Source organism: Streptomyces sp. NPDC017448 (genome assembly GCF_044330565.1).
Taxonomy (GTDB): Bacteria; Actinomycetota; Actinomycetes; order Streptomycetales; family Streptomycetaceae; genus Streptomyces.
Genome location: NZ_JBIRLM010000001.1, coordinates 845,517 through 860,132, shown reverse-complemented (window position 1 = coordinate 860,132; position 14,616 = coordinate 845,517). Strand labels below are relative to the sequence as shown.

The following is a 14,616-nucleotide window of genomic DNA, read 5'->3' as shown; positions in this document are numbered from 1 at the left end:
ACCCGTCCGCACCCGCCCGATTCCCGCCGACCTCGGCTCCGGAGCCGGACGGATCGGAAGCGGTGCGTCGGCGGAGCAGGCGAAGAACCCGGGGCCGGGGCCCGGCGCCCCGCCCCCGGCCCGCCTCGCGGAACACGGGGCTCGGCGCGGTGATCGCGTGAGGGGGCGCAGGGGGACTTCGCACCCCTGCGCCCCCAGGGACGGAAGTCAGCCCGCGGGGCTGGACCAGTCGGCGGGGATCCGGGCGAGGCGGACACGTTGGGGGTGGTCCCCGACGGGCACGGAGGCGACCTTCTCCCCGGTGGCGAAGTCGATGGCGGTGACCTGGTCGGCGCCGCTCTCGGAGATCACGCAGGCGCGGCCGTCGCCGCTGACGGTGGCCCAGTAGGGCTTGGACGCGGTGACGAGCGGGCCTTGCCGAAGGCTGTCGCGGTCGACGACGGTGGCGTAGTCGTCCATCGTGCCCGCGATGCACAGCTTGCTGCCGTCGGGGTTCATGGACATGCCGTGATGGCGCGAGTCGTTGACGAAGGTGGTGCGGTCGTCGCTGGTCGCCGGGTTCTTGGGCAGGGTCCTGACCCGGGTGATCCTGTCGGTGGCGACGTCGTACTCCAGGAAACCGTTGAAGTAGGAGACCTGGAAGTACAGCTTGGAGAAGTCGGGGCTGAACACCGCCGGGCGGACGGAGTTGGACAGGTCCTTGCGTCCGAAGGCGTCCAGGCGCTCGCGCATGTCGATCGTCCGCACGACCTCGAACGTACTCGCATCGGTGACGGTGATATGCCGGTCACCCTTGGCCCAGTCCAGCCACGGGGCGTCGAGAGCGGTCTCGACGTTGCCGATGGACATGTTCCAGATGTACTTGCCCCCTTCGGTCCAGATGTTCTCGTGCGGCTTGTCGCCGGTGCTGAATCTGCCCAACTGACTGCCGGTGTCGATGTCGAGGACGTGCACGGTGTTGCCGAGCGAGGCCGAGACCGCGACCTTCGTGCCGTCCGGGGAGACGGCCATGTGGTCGGAGCGGTAACCCGAGACCGCGAACCGCCAGTTGACCTTCCCGGTGGCCAGGTCGATGGATACGACGTCGCCGAAGCTGGGCCGTGAGGCGACGACGGAACGGCCGTCGGGGGTGGAGTAGAGGTCGTCGACGAGCTGGTCGTGTCCCTCGCCCGCTGTCGCCCGGATCCCCAGGTAGACGGCCAGGTTGACCGGGTTCGTGTAGATGCGGGCGAGCCGCTCGACCTTGTCCGGAACGATGTTGATCCGGCCGATCCTGCCGAAGTCGCCGCCGGGCTTGATGACGTCGGCGGTGCCCTCCCAGTTGTTGCCGACGAGCATCACCTCCCGCAGGGCGGGGGCGGAGGTGGGGGCGGCTTGGGCGGAACCGACCGAGAGGGGCACGAGGGCGCCGGCCGCGAGAACGGCGGCCGCGGTCATGCGCCGCAGACGGCGGAGGCGGCGACGGTCCCCGCGTGCGGGGGCCACCCGAGCAGGGCTGCTCACAGAAGGCATGCGTGTATCTCCTCCAGGCGGGTGCGCGCAGGGGCGCACGGTACGGAGAGATTCAGTTCCAGGGCGGCACCCTGCCCAGCTGGGCACGAAGGCGTAGGGCGCGCGGAGAGCCTGCGGCCCCAGCGGGGCGATGAGGGGGGCGAAGCAGGACGAGTTCAGGCTCCGCGCGGCTTCGTGAGCCGCGCGCGAACCTTTCCCTGAATCTGAACATCGCAATTTTCGAACTGAATTACTGGATGGTAGGGAGGGGGCGGTCTCCGCCGCAAGACCGGTGCGGGAAGATTCTCCGTACCAACTGATGGGGGCAGACGTGAGCGGCAGGATCGCCCCGGCGGCAGGCCGGTACGGGGGCAGGGACGCCGGCGAGCGGCGGGCCGAGCGCCATCAGCGCTTCCTGGAGGCCGGCCTGGAGATGTTCGGCGCGCACCCCGGTTACCGCGGCACCAAGATCGCCGACCTCTGCAAGGCCGCCGGACTGTCGTCCCGTCAGTTCTACGAAGAGTTCCGCACTCTGGAAGACCTGCTGGCCGAACTGCATCTGCACGTCAACGACATCGCCGAACAGGCCGTCCTCTCCATCCTGCCCGCCATCCAGGACGAGCCTCCGCGCAAGCGGCTCATGCTGATGCTCCGCGCCTACGTCGCGGGCGCCGCGTCCGACCCCCGCCACGCCCGCATCGCCTACGTCGAGATCGTCGGCGTCAGCCCTCGCCTGGACCGCCAGCGCCTTGAGCGCCGCGCGGTCTGGATCGACCTCCTCGGCCGGCAGATCGACGAGGCCCTCGAACGCGGCGAGCTCGTCCCCGACGACTACCGCATCGCCCGCGCCGCCTTCATCGGCGCCGTCAACGGCCTGATGCACGACTGGGTCGTCGGCTGGGTCGACGCGAGCGTCGAGGAGATCGCCGACGAGCTCATCAAGATCGCCATGGGACGTTTCCGGATCGCCGACTGATCCGATCCCGCCGTCCCTGTCGGGGTGCGGACGAGGCGTTACTCGGGCGCGGACGAGCCGTTGAGGCCGGCCACGAGCCCGGCGGGCGCTTCGGCGAGGCCGGTGTGGAGGTCGTCGACCGCGAGGCCGCGCAGGTCCAGCCCGTCGACGAGCCCTCCGATCAGTGGTGCGGCGCGCTCGGCTTCGGGTACGCCAGGGGCCTTGAGGGAGGCCGGGGCGACGCGCCCGCAGGCGGCGCAGCCGCGGGCCGCCGCGGCGCGCAGGCCCTCGCGGCGTGGGGCGTGGGGGTGCAAGCTCCAGCTGGGCGGGCCCCTCCGGCAGCGACAGGCTCACCCGCGCCGCCGGCCCTCCCCCGATGCCGTATGCCGTCCCGGCCCTTCTTCGAGTGGGTCAAGATCCCTGGCACACCGGCCGGGCCTGCAAGGAGACTGCGCAGGTGAGCGACTCCTGCCCCTGTTGCGGGCACCGCGTGCTGGACGAGATGCCCGGCTCGTACGCGATCTGCCCCCTCTGCTTCCGGGAGGACGACGGGGTCCAGTTCCGCCGGCCCACCATGAGCGGCTTGCGAGCGAGGTCTCCCTGATCGCGGTCCAGCGGAACTACCAGGACTTCGGCGCCTGCGACGAGACGGCCTCCGGTATGTCCGCCCGCCGGCCGAGGAGGAGCCGCGCGACCCCGCCCGGCGGCCCATCGACCTGACGCGCGACTCCTTCGAGGACGGGGAATCCAAGGACCGCGCCCCGGGGCCGGACGACCGCTCGGTGCTCTGCCGGCGGTTTCCCACCTTCTGGCGCCGGGACCGCTCCGCGTCATGGCCTCCCCCATCGGGACACTCGTCCAGCAGCTCGAGCGAGCTGGTGGTCCGGGTCGTCCATGTCGGGCATCGCTCCACCGTCTACAACACCTGAGCACTCCTGGCACCGAGTCAGGGAATCCAGCACCGATCCAGCGCGGGATCGACGAAGGGGCCGGGCTTGTGAGAGCCCGGCCCCTTCTGATCTGCATGTTTGCCGGATCAGCGACGTGATGTCATTTCATCCGCTCACACGTTGAAGCGGAACGTTCAGCACAGCGCTCCCACCTGCGAAAACGCGGTTCTCGGAGCCCTTATCCAGCGCCCATCCAGCACGGTGCAAGTTCATCCAGTACGCACGAGCGTGACGAACGTTCGTCGCCCGTGACGCGTTGTGTACACATGCGACACCCGGTACCTTTGAGCGCATGACACAGCCGCTGCCCATAGAGTCAATCCGCGATGTCCGGGCACACCTGGCCGAGGTTGTGGAGCGGGCCGACCGCGACGACGTGCCCACGGTGATCACGCGCCGGGGCAAGGAAGTCGCCGCCGTGGTCTCCATCGAGGTGCTGCGCAAGTACCAGGAATGGGAAGAGCGCGAGATCAACCGGATCATCGACGAGCGCATGGCCAACCCCGCACCCGGCATCCCGATCGAGGACATCATGAGGGAGACGCTGGCGCGCGGTGAGTGAGTACCGAACCGTCTTCCGACCCGAGGCGCAGGCCGAGCTTCGGAAGATCCCGCGCGAAATGGCACTGCGCATCCTGGCCAAGCTGACCGAGCTGGAAAGCGATCCGCTCGGCTTCAACACCACCGCACTCGTGTCCCAGCCAGACCGCCGGCGACTACGGGTTGGCGACTACCGCGTCGTCTACACGATCGACAACGGGGAACTGCTGGTCTGGGTCGTTCACGTGGGACACCGATCCACCGTTTACGACACCTGATGGCCTCTGACCGCGCGTCAGAATATCCAGCACCCATCCAGCACGGTGACGACGAAGGGGTCGGACTCGTCAGAGTCCGACCCCTTCTGGCCTGCACGTTTGGCTCAATGACTAACGTGCAGTATGCGTACGACTACACGTTGAAGCGGAACTCCACCACATCCCCGTCCTGCATGACGTACTCCTTGCCTTCCATGCGGGCCTTGCCCTTGGCGCGGGCCTCGGCGACCGAGCCGGTTTCGACCAGGTCGTCGAAGGAGATGATCTCCGCCTTGATGAAGCCCTTCTGGAAGTCGGTGTGGATCACACCGGCCGCCTCGGGGGCCGTCGCGCCCTTCTTGATGGTCCAGGCGCGGGCTTCCTTCGGGCCTGCCGTGAGGTAGGTCTGGAGGCCCAGGGTCTCGAAGCCGACGCGGCCGAGGGTGGCGAGGCCGGGCTCCTCCTGGCCCATGGACTGGAGGAGTTCCAGGGCCTCGTCGTCGTCCAGTTCGATCAGCTCGGACTCGATCTTGGCGTTCAGGAAGATCGCCTCGGCCGGGGCGACGAGCGCGCGCTGCTCGTTCTTGAAGTCCTCGTCGACCAGCTCGTCCTCGTCGACGTTGAACACGTACAGGAACGGCTTGGTGGTGAGCAGGTGCAGCTCGTGCAGGAGCCTGCCCTTCTCGGTGCCCGCCGTGATGCCCGCGGCGAACAGCGTCTGGCCGGACTCCAGGATCTTCTGCGCCTCCTCGACCGCGGCGAGCACCGCGACCTTCTCCTTCTGGAGGCGGGATTCCTTCGTCAGGCGCGGGACGGCCTTCTCGACGGACTGGAGGTCGGCGAGGATCAGCTCGGTGTTGATCGTCTCGATGTCGTCCTTCGGCGAGACCTTGCCGTCGACGTGCACGACGTTCTCGTCCTTGAAGGCCCGGATGACCTGGCAGATCGCGTCGGACTCGCGGATGTTCGCCAGGAACTTGTTGCCCAGCCCCTCGCCCTCCGACGCGCCCCGGACGATGCCGGCGATGTCGACGAAGTCAACCGTCGCCGGGAGGAGCCGCTGCGAGTTGAAGATCTCGGCGAGCTTGTTCAGGCGCGGGTCCGGGACGCCGACCACGCCGACGTTCGGCTCGATCGTGGCGAACGGGTAGTTGGCCGCCAGCACGTCGTTCTTGGTCAGGGCGTTGAACAGGGTCGACTTGCCGACATTCGGCAGGCCGACGATTCCGATCGTGAGCGACACTTTGGCGACTTCCTGGAGTGAGGAGGGGGTCAGGGGCGTCCGGGTCCGGCCCGGCTGTTCCGGCCGGGTCGGCCGGGCCCCGGAGTGGACCGATTCTCCAGTTTACGGGCCGCCCCCGCCGGGCCGGGACGGGGCGGTTCGCGGTGCTGATCCGTCGGCCCGTGGAGCCCGGTGGTGCGGATCGCGTCACCGGCCCCGGGCGGTTGCTCACGGCGGGCGTGCCGTGCGGCCGTGCCGCCTCCTCCCCGGTCCGGGCCGCCCTCCACTTCCGGCCGTGCACGGCTTACTTTCGGCCGTGTGACATCGAACGCAACTCCAAGGTCCGCCCAAGCGCGTGTCCAACCCCTGATTCCCCGCCTCCCGCGACCTACGTTGGTGGGGTGGAGCAGCCCAGGACACGTCCCCCGCAGCGCAGGAAGACCCCGCAGCCCGCGCCCGTACCGCCTTCGCCGGATGTTCCCCCCGGCGAGAGTTCCGCCGTGTACCGGGTACGGGTGCGCAGCGCGCCTCCCGTGGTGCTCGCGCTGCGGCGGTTCCCCAACCCCCGGCTGACCGGGATCGGGGCCGGGCTGTTCGCCTCCCTCACCCTGTTCGTGCTCGCCTGCCTGGACCGGCTGCTGTTCGACAGCTCCGAGCTCGTCTACGGGCTGCTCTTCCTCTCCGTCAGCGCGCTGACCGCCCTCTGGGTCCGCCCCGCCGACCTGGTCACCGCGCCGATCAGCGTGCCGATCGCCTTCGCCGTGGGCGTGTTCCCGATCTCCGGGGGCTCGGACGGTTTCGGCGGACAGCTCATGGGTCTGGTGACCGCCCTCGCCGTCCACGCCGGCTGGCTGTACGGCGGCACGCTCGTCGCGGGGCTCATCGCCTCCGTACGCAAGGTGCGGCTGATGCGGGCCCGGCGGCAGTACCTACCGGCCCAGGAACGCGACGCCGGCGTTCAGGAGCGGACGCCCCGGGCCGCCGCCCGGGCCGCGGCGCCCGGCGGCGAGGACGTCACGCCCGAACGGGCCGGAGCCGGGGCGGTCGCCGCACGCCGGCCCCCGCGGCTCTGAGGTCCGCGACGGGCGACGCCCCGTCCGCCTGTGAGGGTGCCGCCTTCGGAGGACGGGGGCGGGGGTCGTGCCCGTCCCGAGCCTAGGGACGTGGGCCGTACCCGCCCCGAGACGGGGGCCATGGGCCGTACCCGCCCCGGGACGGGGGACGCGGGTCGTGCCCGCCCCCGGCCCTCAAAGGCGGCCAGGCGTTCCTCAGTGCCCGTCCCGTGTCGCCGCCGCCGCCATCGCCGCTCCCACGATGCCCGCGTTGTTCTGCAGCTGGGCCGGGACGATCTCGGCACGGACCTTCTCGATCAGCGGCAGGAACTTCTCCGCCTTGCGGCTCACGCCCCCGCCGATGATGAACAGCTCCGGCGAGAACAGCATCTCCACGTGGAGCAGGTACTTCTGGACCCGGTGCGCCCAGTGCTGCCAGCTGAGGTCCCCGTCGTCCTTGGCCTTCGTCGAGGCGTGCTTCTCCGCCTCGTGGCCGTGCAGCTCCAGGTGGCCCAGCTCGGTGTTCGGGACCAGCTTCCCGTCGGTGAAGACCGCGCTGCCGATGCCCGTGCCGAACGTCAACAGGATGACCGTGCCCGTACGGCCCTTCCCCGCCCCGAACGTCATCTCGGCGACGCCGGCCGCGTCCGCGTCGTTCAGGATGGTGACGGGCCGACCGATCCGCTCGCCCAGCAGGGCGCGGGCGTCCGTGTCGATCCAGCCCTTGTCGACATTGGCCGCGGTGCGGGTGATCCCGTCCGTGACGACTCCCGGGAACGTGACGCCGACCGGGCCCGACCAGTCGAAGTGGCCGACCACCTCCGCCACGCACCCGGCCACGCCCTCGGGCGTGGCCGGGTGCGGTGTCAGCACTTTGTGGCGCTCCTGCGCCAAGTCCCCTCGGTCCAGGTCCACGGGAGCGCCCTTGATCCCGGATCCGCCGATGTCCACGCCGAAGATCTCCATGGCGTCCACCGTACGGGGAGCCCGGGCCCGGTGCGCGACTACTCGGCGGAAAGGGCGGCGGCCTCGGCGCGCAAGTCGCGGCGGAGCTCCTTGGGGAGGGAGAAGGTGATCGACTCGTCGGCCGTCTTCACCGTTTCCACATCCGCGTAACCGCGTTCCGCGAGCCATTCCAGGACGCCGTCGACCAGGACGTCCGGCACCGAGGCCCCGGAGGTCAGGCCGACCGTCGTCACGCCCTCCAGCCACGCTTCGTCGATCTCGCTCGCGAAGTCGACCAGGTGGGCGGCGGGAGCCCCGGCGTCCAGCGCGACCTCGACCATCCGGATGGAGTTCGAGGAGTTCTTGGAGCCGACCACGATGACCAGTTCGGCGTCCTCGGCCAGCTTCTTCACCGCGATCTGGCGGTTCTGCGTGGCGTAGCAGATGTCGTCGCTGGGCGGCGAGAGGAGGTTGGGGAACTTCGACTTGAGGGCGTCGACCGTCTCCATCGTCTCGTCGACGGACAGGGTGGTCTGGGAGAGCCAGACGACCTTCGACTCGTCGCGCACCTGGACGTCGGCCACGTCCTCGGGGCCGTCGACCAGCTGGATGTGGTCGGGGGCCTCGCCGGAGGTGCCGATGACCTCCTCGTGGCCCTCGTGGCCGATCAGGAGGATGTCGTAGTCCTCCTTGGCGTACCGGACGGCCTCCTTGTGGACCTTGGTGACCAGCGGGCAGGTCGCGTCGATGGTGGCGAGCTTACGCTCGGCGGCCTCCGCGTGGACGGTGGGCGCGACTCCGTGCGCGGAGAACATCACGATGGAGCCCTCGGGCACCTCCGCCGTGACGTCCACGAAGATCGCGCCCTTCTTCTCCAGGGTCTGCACGACGTACTTGTTGTGCACGATCTCGTGGCGGACGTAGATCGGGGCCCCGTACTGCTCCAGGGCCTTCTCGACGGCGATCACGGCGCGGTCCACGCCCGCGCAGTAGCCACGGGGAGCGGCGAGCAGGACACGGCGGGCAGGCGTTGCAGTCATGCGTCCCATCGTAAGGCCGTGGCGAACAGGCGCGCGGACGGCCGGATCGGGACACTGGTCGCGGTGCGTGTGCAGCAGCTCGCTGACGGTGATGGAGGGGTGATGGCGTCGGTACCCGGGAGCGGATCGGGAAGCGGTACGGGGAACGGTACGGGAAGCGGTACGGGGAACGGCGGAAGAGGAGGAGCGGTGGGCGGTACGGGCGACGGGGCCGGGGCCGGTACGGGCGGGCCGCCGGGGGGCCGCCCGGGGCCGGGCTCCGGGGGTTCCGGGAGCGGTGCCGCGCAGGGCCGGCTGCGGCGGACGCTCGGCTTCCGGGACCTGGTGGTCTACGGGCTCCTCTTCATCGCCCCGATGGCCCCCGTCGGCGTGTTCGGCGCCCTCGACGCGAAGTCCGACGGGGCGGTCGCCCTCGTCTATCTGGTGGCCACGGTCGTCATGGGGTTCACCGCCTTCAGTTACGCCCAGATGGTGCGGGTCGCCCCCTTCGCCGGTTCGGTCTTCACGTATGCCCGCAAGGGGCTCGGGGAAGGGCCGGGGTTCATCGCCGGGTGGATGGCCATGCTCGACTACCTCCTCATCCCGGCCGTCGCCTACCTCTTCTCCGGGATCGCGATGAACGCCCTGGTCCCGGAGGTCTCGCGCTGGGTGTGGACCGCGCTCGCGGTGCTCGTGACGACCCTGCTCAACCTGTGGGGCGTACGGGCGGCCGCCCGCGTCGGCTTCGCGGTGCTGGCCATGGAGATCGTCGTCCTGTTGGTCTTCGTGGTGGCGGCTCTCGTCGTCCTGGCACGGGACGGGGCCCAGCGCGGCTGGCTGACGCCGCTGACCGGGGACACCGGGTTCTCCCTGGCCGCCGTCCTGGGGGCCGTGTCGATCGCCGTGCTGTCGTACCTCGGTTTCGACGCCATCGCCTCGTTCGCCGAGGAGGTGACGGGCGGCTCGCAGAAGGTGGCGCGGGCGGTGCTGTTCTGCCTGGTGCTGGCCGGCACGCTGTTCGTGGCGCAGTCCTACCTGGCGGCGCTGCTGGAACCGGTCAGCTCGGCCGAGCTGGCGGCGGACCCGGCGGCGCAGGGGTCGGCGTTCTACGACGCGGTGGACGCCTCGGTGGGGAGCTGGCTGCACGATCTGGTGGCGGTCAGCAAGGCGATCGGCGCCGCCTTCGCCGCGCTGGCGGGGCAGGCCGCCGCCGGCCGGCTCGTCTTCGCGATGGCCCGCGAGCGGCGGCTGCCGGGGGTGCTCGCGAAGGTCAGCCCGTCCTCCGGGGTGCCGCGGGTGGCGATCCTCTGCGCGGCCGTGGTGACGCTGGTGGCCGCCGTGTGGGCGGCCCGGCGCGACGACGGTCTGGACCATCTGGTCTCGGTGGTGGACATCGGCGCGCTGACGGCGTTCGTGCTGTTGCACGCCTCGGTGGTCGGCTGGTTCGCCGTACGCCGGATGGCGGGGCCGCCCGTTTGGTGGCGGCACGTCCTCGTCCCGGTGGTCGGCGCGGGCATCCTGGTCGCGGTCATCGTCGAGGCGACGACGTCCTCCCAGGTGGTGGGCGTCTGCTGGCTCGGCGTGGGGCTCGTGGTGCTGGCGGTGCAGGGGACGGGCCGCCGGGGCGGCGCGGAGGGGCCGGGAGGCCCGGAGGAGCCGGGAGGCCCGGAGGAGCCGGGAGAGGCGGAAGGCGCGCGCGGCACGGCGCAGTGAGGCGGCGGGGGCGTACCGGGGAGGCGGGCGGCCGTGCGTGCGGCCTTCGCCCCCAGGGCGGCGGGCGCGGGGGCGGGGGCCTGTCGGCGGGTGCCGATACGCTCGCCGGTATGGCTCTCAACACGTCCGCGGAAGCGCCGTTGCCCGTCGGTGAGGTCTCCCGGCTCATCGGCGGGTGGATCGACCGGCTCGGCGCCGTCTGGGTGGAAGGGCAGATCACCCAGCTGTCGCGGCGGCCCGGGGCCGGCGTCGTCTTCCTGACCCTGCGCGACCCCTCCCAGGACGTCTCGGTGAGCGTGACCTGCTTCCGGCAGGTCTTCGACCGGATCGCCGACGTGGTGAGCGAGGGGGCGCGCGTCGTCGTCCTCGCCAAGCCCGAGTGGTACGCCCCCCGTGGGCAGCTGTCGCTGCGGGCCACCGACATACGCCCGGTCGGCATCGGCGAGTTGCTGGTGCGGTTGGAGCAGCTGAAGAAGTCGCTCGCCGCGGAGGGGCTCTTCGCACTGGACCGGAAGAAGCCGCTCCCCTTCCTGCCGCAGCTCATCGGGCTGGTCTGCGGGCGCGCCTCCGCCGCCGAGCGCGACGTCCTGGAGAACGCCCGCCGCCGCTGGCCCGCCGTCCGCTTCGAGGTCCGCAACACCGCCGTCCAGGGGGTGCACGCGGTCGCCCAGGTCGTGCGGGCGGTCGAGGAGCTGGACGCGCTGCCCGAGGTCGACGTGATCGTGGTCGCCCGGGGCGGCGGCAGCGTCGAGGACCTGCTGCCGTTCTCCGACGAGCAGCTGGTCCGGACCGTGGCCGCCTGCCGTACGCCGGTGGTCTCCGCGATCGGCCACGAGCCGGACTCGCCGCTGCTCGACCTGGTCGCCGACCTGCGCGCCTCCACGCCCACGGACGCGGCCAAGAAGGTCGTCCCGGACGTGGGCGAGGAGCTGGAGCGGGTGCAGCAGTTGCGGGACCGGGCGCTGCGGACCGTGCGGGGGCTGCTGGACCGCGAGGAGCGGGGGCTCGCGCACGCGCTGCGCCGGCCGGCGATGGAGCGGCCCCAGCGGCTGGTGGACGAGCGCGAGGCGGAGGTGGACGCGCTCGTCGGGCGCAGCCGCCGGGTGCTGGGCCACCTCCTGGACCGCGCCGACTCCGAGCTGTCGCACACGCTCGCCCGGGTCGTCTCCCTCTCCCCCGCCGCCACCCTGGAGCGCGGGTACGCGGTGCTCCAGCGGCCGGACGGGCACGTGGTGCGCTCCCCCGCCGAGGCGGGGGCGGCCGGCGAACCGCTGCGGGCCCGGGTGGCGGAGGGCGAGTTCACCGTACGGGTGGCGGAGTAGCTCCCGGCGCCTCTGATCACATGGCAGCTCACACTTAGGGTGGATCACATGACGGACGACGAGGGTACGGCGGCGGCCGCCGCCACGGGCACGCTCGGGTACGAGCAGGCGCGCGACGAGCTGATCGAGGTCGTGCGCCGGCTGGAGGCGGGCGGCACGACCCTGGAGGAGTCGCTGGCCCTGTGGGAGCGGGGCGAGGAGCTGGCGAGGGTCTGCCGCCACTGGCTGGAGGGCGCCCGCGCCCGGCTGGACGCGGCGCTCGCCCGCCCGCAGGACGCGGACGAGGGCTGAGGCGGCGGGCCGGGGAGGCCCCGGTCCCTCGCGCGGGAGGGGTGCGCTCCCGCAGGGCCTCCTGAACCCTCCGGAGCCCGCGGTCCCCCGCGCGCGGAAGGGGCGCGGCCCGGGTGTGGTAGCCCCTCCAGCGGGGCCCGGGGTTCCGCGCGGGCGGGGCCCGGCCGGGGAAGCCTGTGGAATGGATCACTCCACGCTCATTTTAGTTGAAAGTTAACCTACTTCAGGCGTACGTTCGAACCTTCTTCCCCCACTGTGCACATCGGAAGGTCAGCACCACATGTCCCTCGTTCTCGACCCCGCCGCCCAGGACCTCCTCTTCCGCGAGGCCCGCACCGCCAACACGTTCACCGACGAGCCGGTGACCGACGAGCAGGTCCAGGCGATCTACGACCTGGTCAAGTTCGGCCCCACCGCCTTCAACCAGTCGCCGCTGCGCGTCGTCCTGGTCCGGTCCGCCGAGGGTCGCGAGCGCCTGGTGCAGCACATGGCCGAGGGCAACCGCCCGAAGACCGCGTCCGCCCCGCTGGTCGCGATCCTGGCCGCCGACAACGAGTTCCACGAGGAGCTCCCGGCGCTGCTCCCGCACTTCCCGCAGGCCAAGGACGTGTTCTTCTCGGAGCGCCCGGTCCGCGAGTCGGCCGCCGGCCTCAACGCCGCGCTCCAGGCCGCCTACTTCATCATCGGCGTCCGCGCCGCCGGCCTGGCCGCCGGCCCGATGACCGGTTACGACGCCGCGGGCATCCAGAAGGAGTTCCTGGACGACGACCACACCCCGCTGATGGTCGTCAACATCGGCAAGCCGGGCGAGGACGCGTGGTTCCCGCGCAGCCCCCGCCTCTCCTACGACGAGGTCGTCAAGACCGTCTGAGGCCCCTCGCGCACGGAAAAGGCCCCCGGTGTCCCGGGGGCCTTTTCCGTGCGTGCCGCCCGCGGGCCGGTGCGGTGCGGCCGGGCGTCAGGACGCCGGGGCGGGCGGCGGCGTCGTCTTCAGCGCCGCGGCCATCCTCACCAGGCTCTCCTTGGGCGCCGAGCCGGTCACCACCGTGGTGTGGCCCTTCCCGGGCAGGACGAGGGCGTTGTACTTCTCGCCCTCCCAGACCTGCCACTCCTTGCCGTCCACCGTCTCGGTCCGCCCGGTGTCCTGCGCCTTCTGGCTGACCTCGGGGACGTAGGTGCGCGCGGCGGCGGTGGACTGCTCGACCGCGACGTACTTGCGGTCCGCGTCGAGGAAGCCGAGGTGCCAGGCCTTGTCCGCGGCCTCGTCGTACCGGACGGAGGTCGCCTTCCACTTCTCCGGCAGGCCCTCCGGCGCGGCCACCGGGTAAGGGGCCGCCGTGCGCACCGTCGCCAGCTCCACGGTGAAGTCGACCGCCTTGACCGGGTCCGCGTGCTCGTCCTTCGGGATGAAGAGGTAGATGACCCCCGCGCAGGCGGCGATCACCAACGTCGACAGGAGCATGTCCCGGACTGTCTGCTTGCCTCGCTTGCTTGCCACGGGTCCATGGTGGCACGCGGCCCGGCACGCCCGGCCGCAGGGTACCGGTCGGGGGCGGCGCGGGCACCGGCCGGAATGCGCGAGGCACGGGCGCTCATGCGTGACCCGCCCTGCTCATTTTATCGACCTACCGATAGAGTCACAGCACCCTCATATCCGGTCGTCGCCGTACAGAAAGGTGCGCTCCGATGTCCGAGCATCATCTGCCGTCCCAACTGGAGGTCTCCCCGGAGGCCCCGGACCGCAACCTGGCCCTGGAGCTGGTCCGGGTCACCGAGGCCGCCGCCATGGCGGCCGGGCGCTGGGTGGGCCGCGGCGACAAGATCGGCGCCGACGGCGCCGCCGTGAAGGCCATGCGCACCCTCGTCTCGACCGTCTCGATGAACGGCGTCGTCGTCATCGGAGAGGGCGAGAAGGACGAGGCCCCGATGCTGTTCAACGGCGAACGGGTCGGCGACGGCACCGGCGCCGAGGTCGACATCGCGGTCGATCCGATCGACGGCACCACGCTCAACGCCAAGGGCATGCCGAACGCCATCGCCGTCCTCGCGGCGGCCGACCGCGGCGCGATGTTCGACCCGTCGGCGGTCTTCTACATGGACAAGCTGGTCACCGGGCCCGAGGCGGCGGAGTTCGTCGACATCAACGCGCCCGTGGCCGTGAACATCCGGCGCGTGGCCCGGGCCAAGAACTCCACGCCCGAGGACGTCACCGTCGTCATCCTCGACCGGCCCCGGCACGAGGGCATCGTCAAGGAGATCCGGGAGACCGGCGCGCGGATCAAGTTCATCTCCGACGGCGACGTCGCGGGCTCGATCATGGCCGCCCGCGAGGGCACCGGCGTCGATCTGCTGATGGGCGTCGGCGGGACGCCCGAGGGCATCATCTCCGCCTGCGCCATAAAGTGCCTCGGCGGCGTCATCCAGGGCAAGCTCTGGCCCAAGGACGAGGCGGAGCGGCAGAAGGCGCTGGACGCCGGCCACGACCTGGACCGGGTGCTGTCCACCGACGACCTGGTCAGCGGGGACAACGTGTTCTTCGTGGCGACGGGGATCACGGACGGCGAGCTGATGCGCGGGGTGCGGTACCGCGCGGAGACGGCGACCACCGAGTCCATCGTGATGCGGTCCAAGTCCGGCACGATCCGGACGATCTCCTCGACCCACCGGTTGTCGAAGCTGCGCGCCTACAGCGCCATCGACTTCGACCGCGCGAAGTAGCCGAAGTCCGGCGCACGGGGCGGGGGGGGGGGGGGGGGGGGGGCGGGCGGGCCCCCCCCCCCCCCCGGGGCGCGGCCCCCCCCGCCCCCCCCCCCCCCCCGGGGCCCCCCCCCCCCGCGGGCGCGCGGGCTCCCCCCCCCC

The 14,616-nt window shown here is 71.5% G+C and carries 16 protein-coding genes; 10 read left to right on the top strand and 6 right to left on the bottom strand.

What is annotated here, in order from left to right:
- Positions 1 to 207: 207 nt before the first annotated feature.
- The gene (locus ACH4K1_RS03855; RefSeq protein ID WP_398086599.1) at positions 208 to 1,437 is read right to left on the bottom strand and encodes a YncE family protein; all 1,230 of its coding nucleotides are present in this window, start codon (positions 1,435 to 1,437) and stop codon (positions 208 to 210) included.
- Positions 1,438 to 1,822: 385 nt separating this feature from the next.
- Here ACH4K1_RS03855 and ACH4K1_RS03850 point away from each other — a divergent pair, with 385 nt between their 5' ends.
- Positions 1,823 to 2,467: a TetR/AcrR family transcriptional regulator gene (locus ACH4K1_RS03850; protein WP_398086242.1), complete on the top strand. Its 645-nt coding sequence runs from the start codon at positions 1,823 to 1,825 to the stop codon at positions 2,465 to 2,467.
- Positions 2,468 to 2,505: 38 nt separating this feature from the next.
- Here the strand turns inward: ACH4K1_RS03850 and ACH4K1_RS03845 are convergent, their stop codons facing one another.
- A complete protein-coding gene (locus ACH4K1_RS03845) occupies positions 2,506 to 2,760 on the bottom strand; it encodes a hypothetical protein (protein ID WP_398086241.1) in 255 nt (84 codons plus the stop codon).
- 143 nt (positions 2,761 to 2,903) lie between these two features.
- Here ACH4K1_RS03845 and ACH4K1_RS03840 point away from each other — a divergent pair, with 143 nt between their 5' ends.
- The 3 genes from ACH4K1_RS03840 (at position 2,904) to ACH4K1_RS03830 (ending at position 4,214) form a co-directional block, all read left to right on the top strand.
- Positions 2,904 to 3,050, top strand: coding sequence for a CPCC family cysteine-rich protein (locus ACH4K1_RS03840; RefSeq protein WP_398086239.1), 147 nt, complete (start codon positions 2,904 to 2,906; stop codon positions 3,048 to 3,050).
- Positions 3,051 to 3,688: 638 nt separating this feature from the next.
- Positions 3,689 to 3,958 carry a type II toxin-antitoxin system Phd/YefM family antitoxin gene (locus ACH4K1_RS03835; RefSeq protein ID WP_019434848.1) on the top strand — a complete coding sequence of 90 codons (270 nt, stop codon included), beginning with the start codon at positions 3,689 to 3,691 and terminating at the stop codon, positions 3,956 to 3,958.
- Entirely contained in the window at positions 3,951 to 4,214 is a 264-nt protein-coding gene (locus tag ACH4K1_RS03830) for a type II toxin-antitoxin system RelE/ParE family toxin (RefSeq protein ID WP_398086236.1), read from the top strand. The genes ACH4K1_RS03835 and ACH4K1_RS03830 overlap by 8 nt, the downstream gene beginning before the upstream one ends.
- A gap of 133 nt (positions 4,215 to 4,347) precedes the next feature.
- Here ACH4K1_RS03830 and ychF read toward each other — a convergent pair whose 3' ends face one another.
- Positions 4,348 to 5,436, bottom strand: a complete 1,089-nt coding sequence (gene ychF, locus ACH4K1_RS03825; RefSeq protein WP_073764325.1) for a redox-regulated ATPase YchF — start codon at positions 5,434 to 5,436, stop codon at positions 4,348 to 4,350.
- A gap of 479 nt (positions 5,437 to 5,915) precedes the next feature.
- Here ychF and ACH4K1_RS03820 point away from each other — a divergent pair, with 479 nt between their 5' ends.
- Complete coding sequence (locus ACH4K1_RS03820) at positions 5,916 to 6,488, top strand: DUF6542 domain-containing protein (protein ID WP_398086597.1); 573 nt, start codon at positions 5,916 to 5,918, stop codon at positions 6,486 to 6,488.
- 195 nt (positions 6,489 to 6,683) lie between these two features.
- Here the strand turns inward: ACH4K1_RS03820 and ppgK are convergent, their stop codons facing one another.
- Together ppgK and ACH4K1_RS03810 are read right to left on the bottom strand one after the other, a co-directional pair.
- The gene (gene ppgK / locus ACH4K1_RS03815) at positions 6,684 to 7,433 is read right to left on the bottom strand and encodes a polyphosphate--glucose phosphotransferase (protein ID WP_398086234.1); all 750 of its coding nucleotides are present in this window, start codon (positions 7,431 to 7,433) and stop codon (positions 6,684 to 6,686) included.
- A 38-nt stretch (positions 7,434 to 7,471) separates the two neighbouring features.
- Complete coding sequence (locus ACH4K1_RS03810) at positions 7,472 to 8,461, bottom strand: 4-hydroxy-3-methylbut-2-enyl diphosphate reductase (RefSeq protein WP_398086231.1); 990 nt, start codon at positions 8,459 to 8,461, stop codon at positions 7,472 to 7,474.
- Between the two features lie 93 nt (positions 8,462 to 8,554).
- Here ACH4K1_RS03810 and ACH4K1_RS03805 point away from each other — a divergent pair, with 93 nt between their 5' ends.
- The 4 genes from ACH4K1_RS03805 to ACH4K1_RS03790 all read left to right on the top strand — a co-directional run bounded on the left by ACH4K1_RS03805 (position 8,555) and on the right by ACH4K1_RS03790 (position 12,628).
- Positions 8,555 to 10,144 carry an APC family permease gene (locus ACH4K1_RS03805; protein ID WP_398086229.1) on the top strand — a complete coding sequence of 530 codons (1,590 nt, stop codon included), beginning with the start codon at positions 8,555 to 8,557 and terminating at the stop codon, positions 10,142 to 10,144.
- A 110-nt stretch (positions 10,145 to 10,254) separates the two neighbouring features.
- Positions 10,255 to 11,466: an exodeoxyribonuclease VII large subunit gene (gene xseA, locus ACH4K1_RS03800; protein ID WP_398086226.1), complete on the top strand. Its 1,212-nt coding sequence runs from the start codon at positions 10,255 to 10,257 to the stop codon at positions 11,464 to 11,466.
- A 48-nt stretch (positions 11,467 to 11,514) separates the two neighbouring features.
- Positions 11,515 to 11,757: an exodeoxyribonuclease VII small subunit gene (locus tag ACH4K1_RS03795; protein ID WP_073764334.1), complete on the top strand. Its 243-nt coding sequence runs from the start codon at positions 11,515 to 11,517 to the stop codon at positions 11,755 to 11,757.
- A 280-nt stretch (positions 11,758 to 12,037) separates the two neighbouring features.
- On the top strand, positions 12,038 to 12,628 hold the full coding sequence (locus ACH4K1_RS03790; RefSeq protein ID WP_398086224.1) for a malonic semialdehyde reductase: 591 nt from the start codon (positions 12,038 to 12,040) through the stop codon (positions 12,626 to 12,628).
- 87 nt (positions 12,629 to 12,715) lie between these two features.
- On the opposite strand, the gene ACH4K1_RS03785 is transcribed toward ACH4K1_RS03790, so the two are convergent.
- Complete coding sequence (locus ACH4K1_RS03785; RefSeq protein WP_398086221.1) at positions 12,716 to 13,255, bottom strand: DUF4245 domain-containing protein; 540 nt, start codon at positions 13,253 to 13,255, stop codon at positions 12,716 to 12,718.
- A gap of 188 nt (positions 13,256 to 13,443) precedes the next feature.
- Between ACH4K1_RS03785 and glpX the strand changes: the two genes are divergently transcribed.
- The gene (gene glpX, locus ACH4K1_RS03780) at positions 13,444 to 14,475 is read left to right on the top strand and encodes a class II fructose-bisphosphatase (protein ID WP_398086219.1); all 1,032 of its coding nucleotides are present in this window, start codon (positions 13,444 to 13,446) and stop codon (positions 14,473 to 14,475) included.
- Positions 14,476 to 14,616 lie beyond the last annotated feature (141 nt).

Excerpts from the sequence above, each read along its gene's own strand:
- ACH4K1_RS03805 (WP_398086229.1), top strand. The coding sequence starts at position 8,555 with ATGGCGTCGGTACCCGGGAGCGGATCGGGAAGCGGTACGGGGAACGGT.
- ACH4K1_RS03790 (WP_398086224.1), top strand. The coding sequence starts at position 12,038 with ATGTCCCTCGTTCTCGACCCCGCCGCCCAGGACCTCCTCTTCCGCGAG.
- ppgK (WP_398086234.1), bottom strand. The coding sequence starts at position 7,433 with ATGGAGATCTTCGGCGTGGACATCGGCGGATCCGGGATCAAGGGCGCT.
- xseA (WP_398086226.1), top strand. The coding sequence starts at position 10,255 with ATGGCTCTCAACACGTCCGCGGAAGCGCCGTTGCCCGTCGGTGAGGTC.
- glpX (WP_398086219.1), top strand. The coding sequence starts at position 13,444 with ATGTCCGAGCATCATCTGCCGTCCCAACTGGAGGTCTCCCCGGAGGCC.
- ACH4K1_RS03795 (WP_073764334.1), top strand. The coding sequence starts at position 11,515 with ATGACGGACGACGAGGGTACGGCGGCGGCCGCCGCCACGGGCACGCTC.
- ACH4K1_RS03810 (WP_398086231.1), bottom strand. The coding sequence starts at position 8,461 with ATGGGACGCATGACTGCAACGCCTGCCCGCCGTGTCCTGCTCGCCGCT.
- ACH4K1_RS03835 (WP_019434848.1), top strand. The coding sequence starts at position 3,689 with ATGACACAGCCGCTGCCCATAGAGTCAATCCGCGATGTCCGGGCACAC.
- ACH4K1_RS03855 (WP_398086599.1), bottom strand. The coding sequence starts at position 1,437 with ATGACCGCGGCCGCCGTTCTCGCGGCCGGCGCCCTCGTGCCCCTCTCG.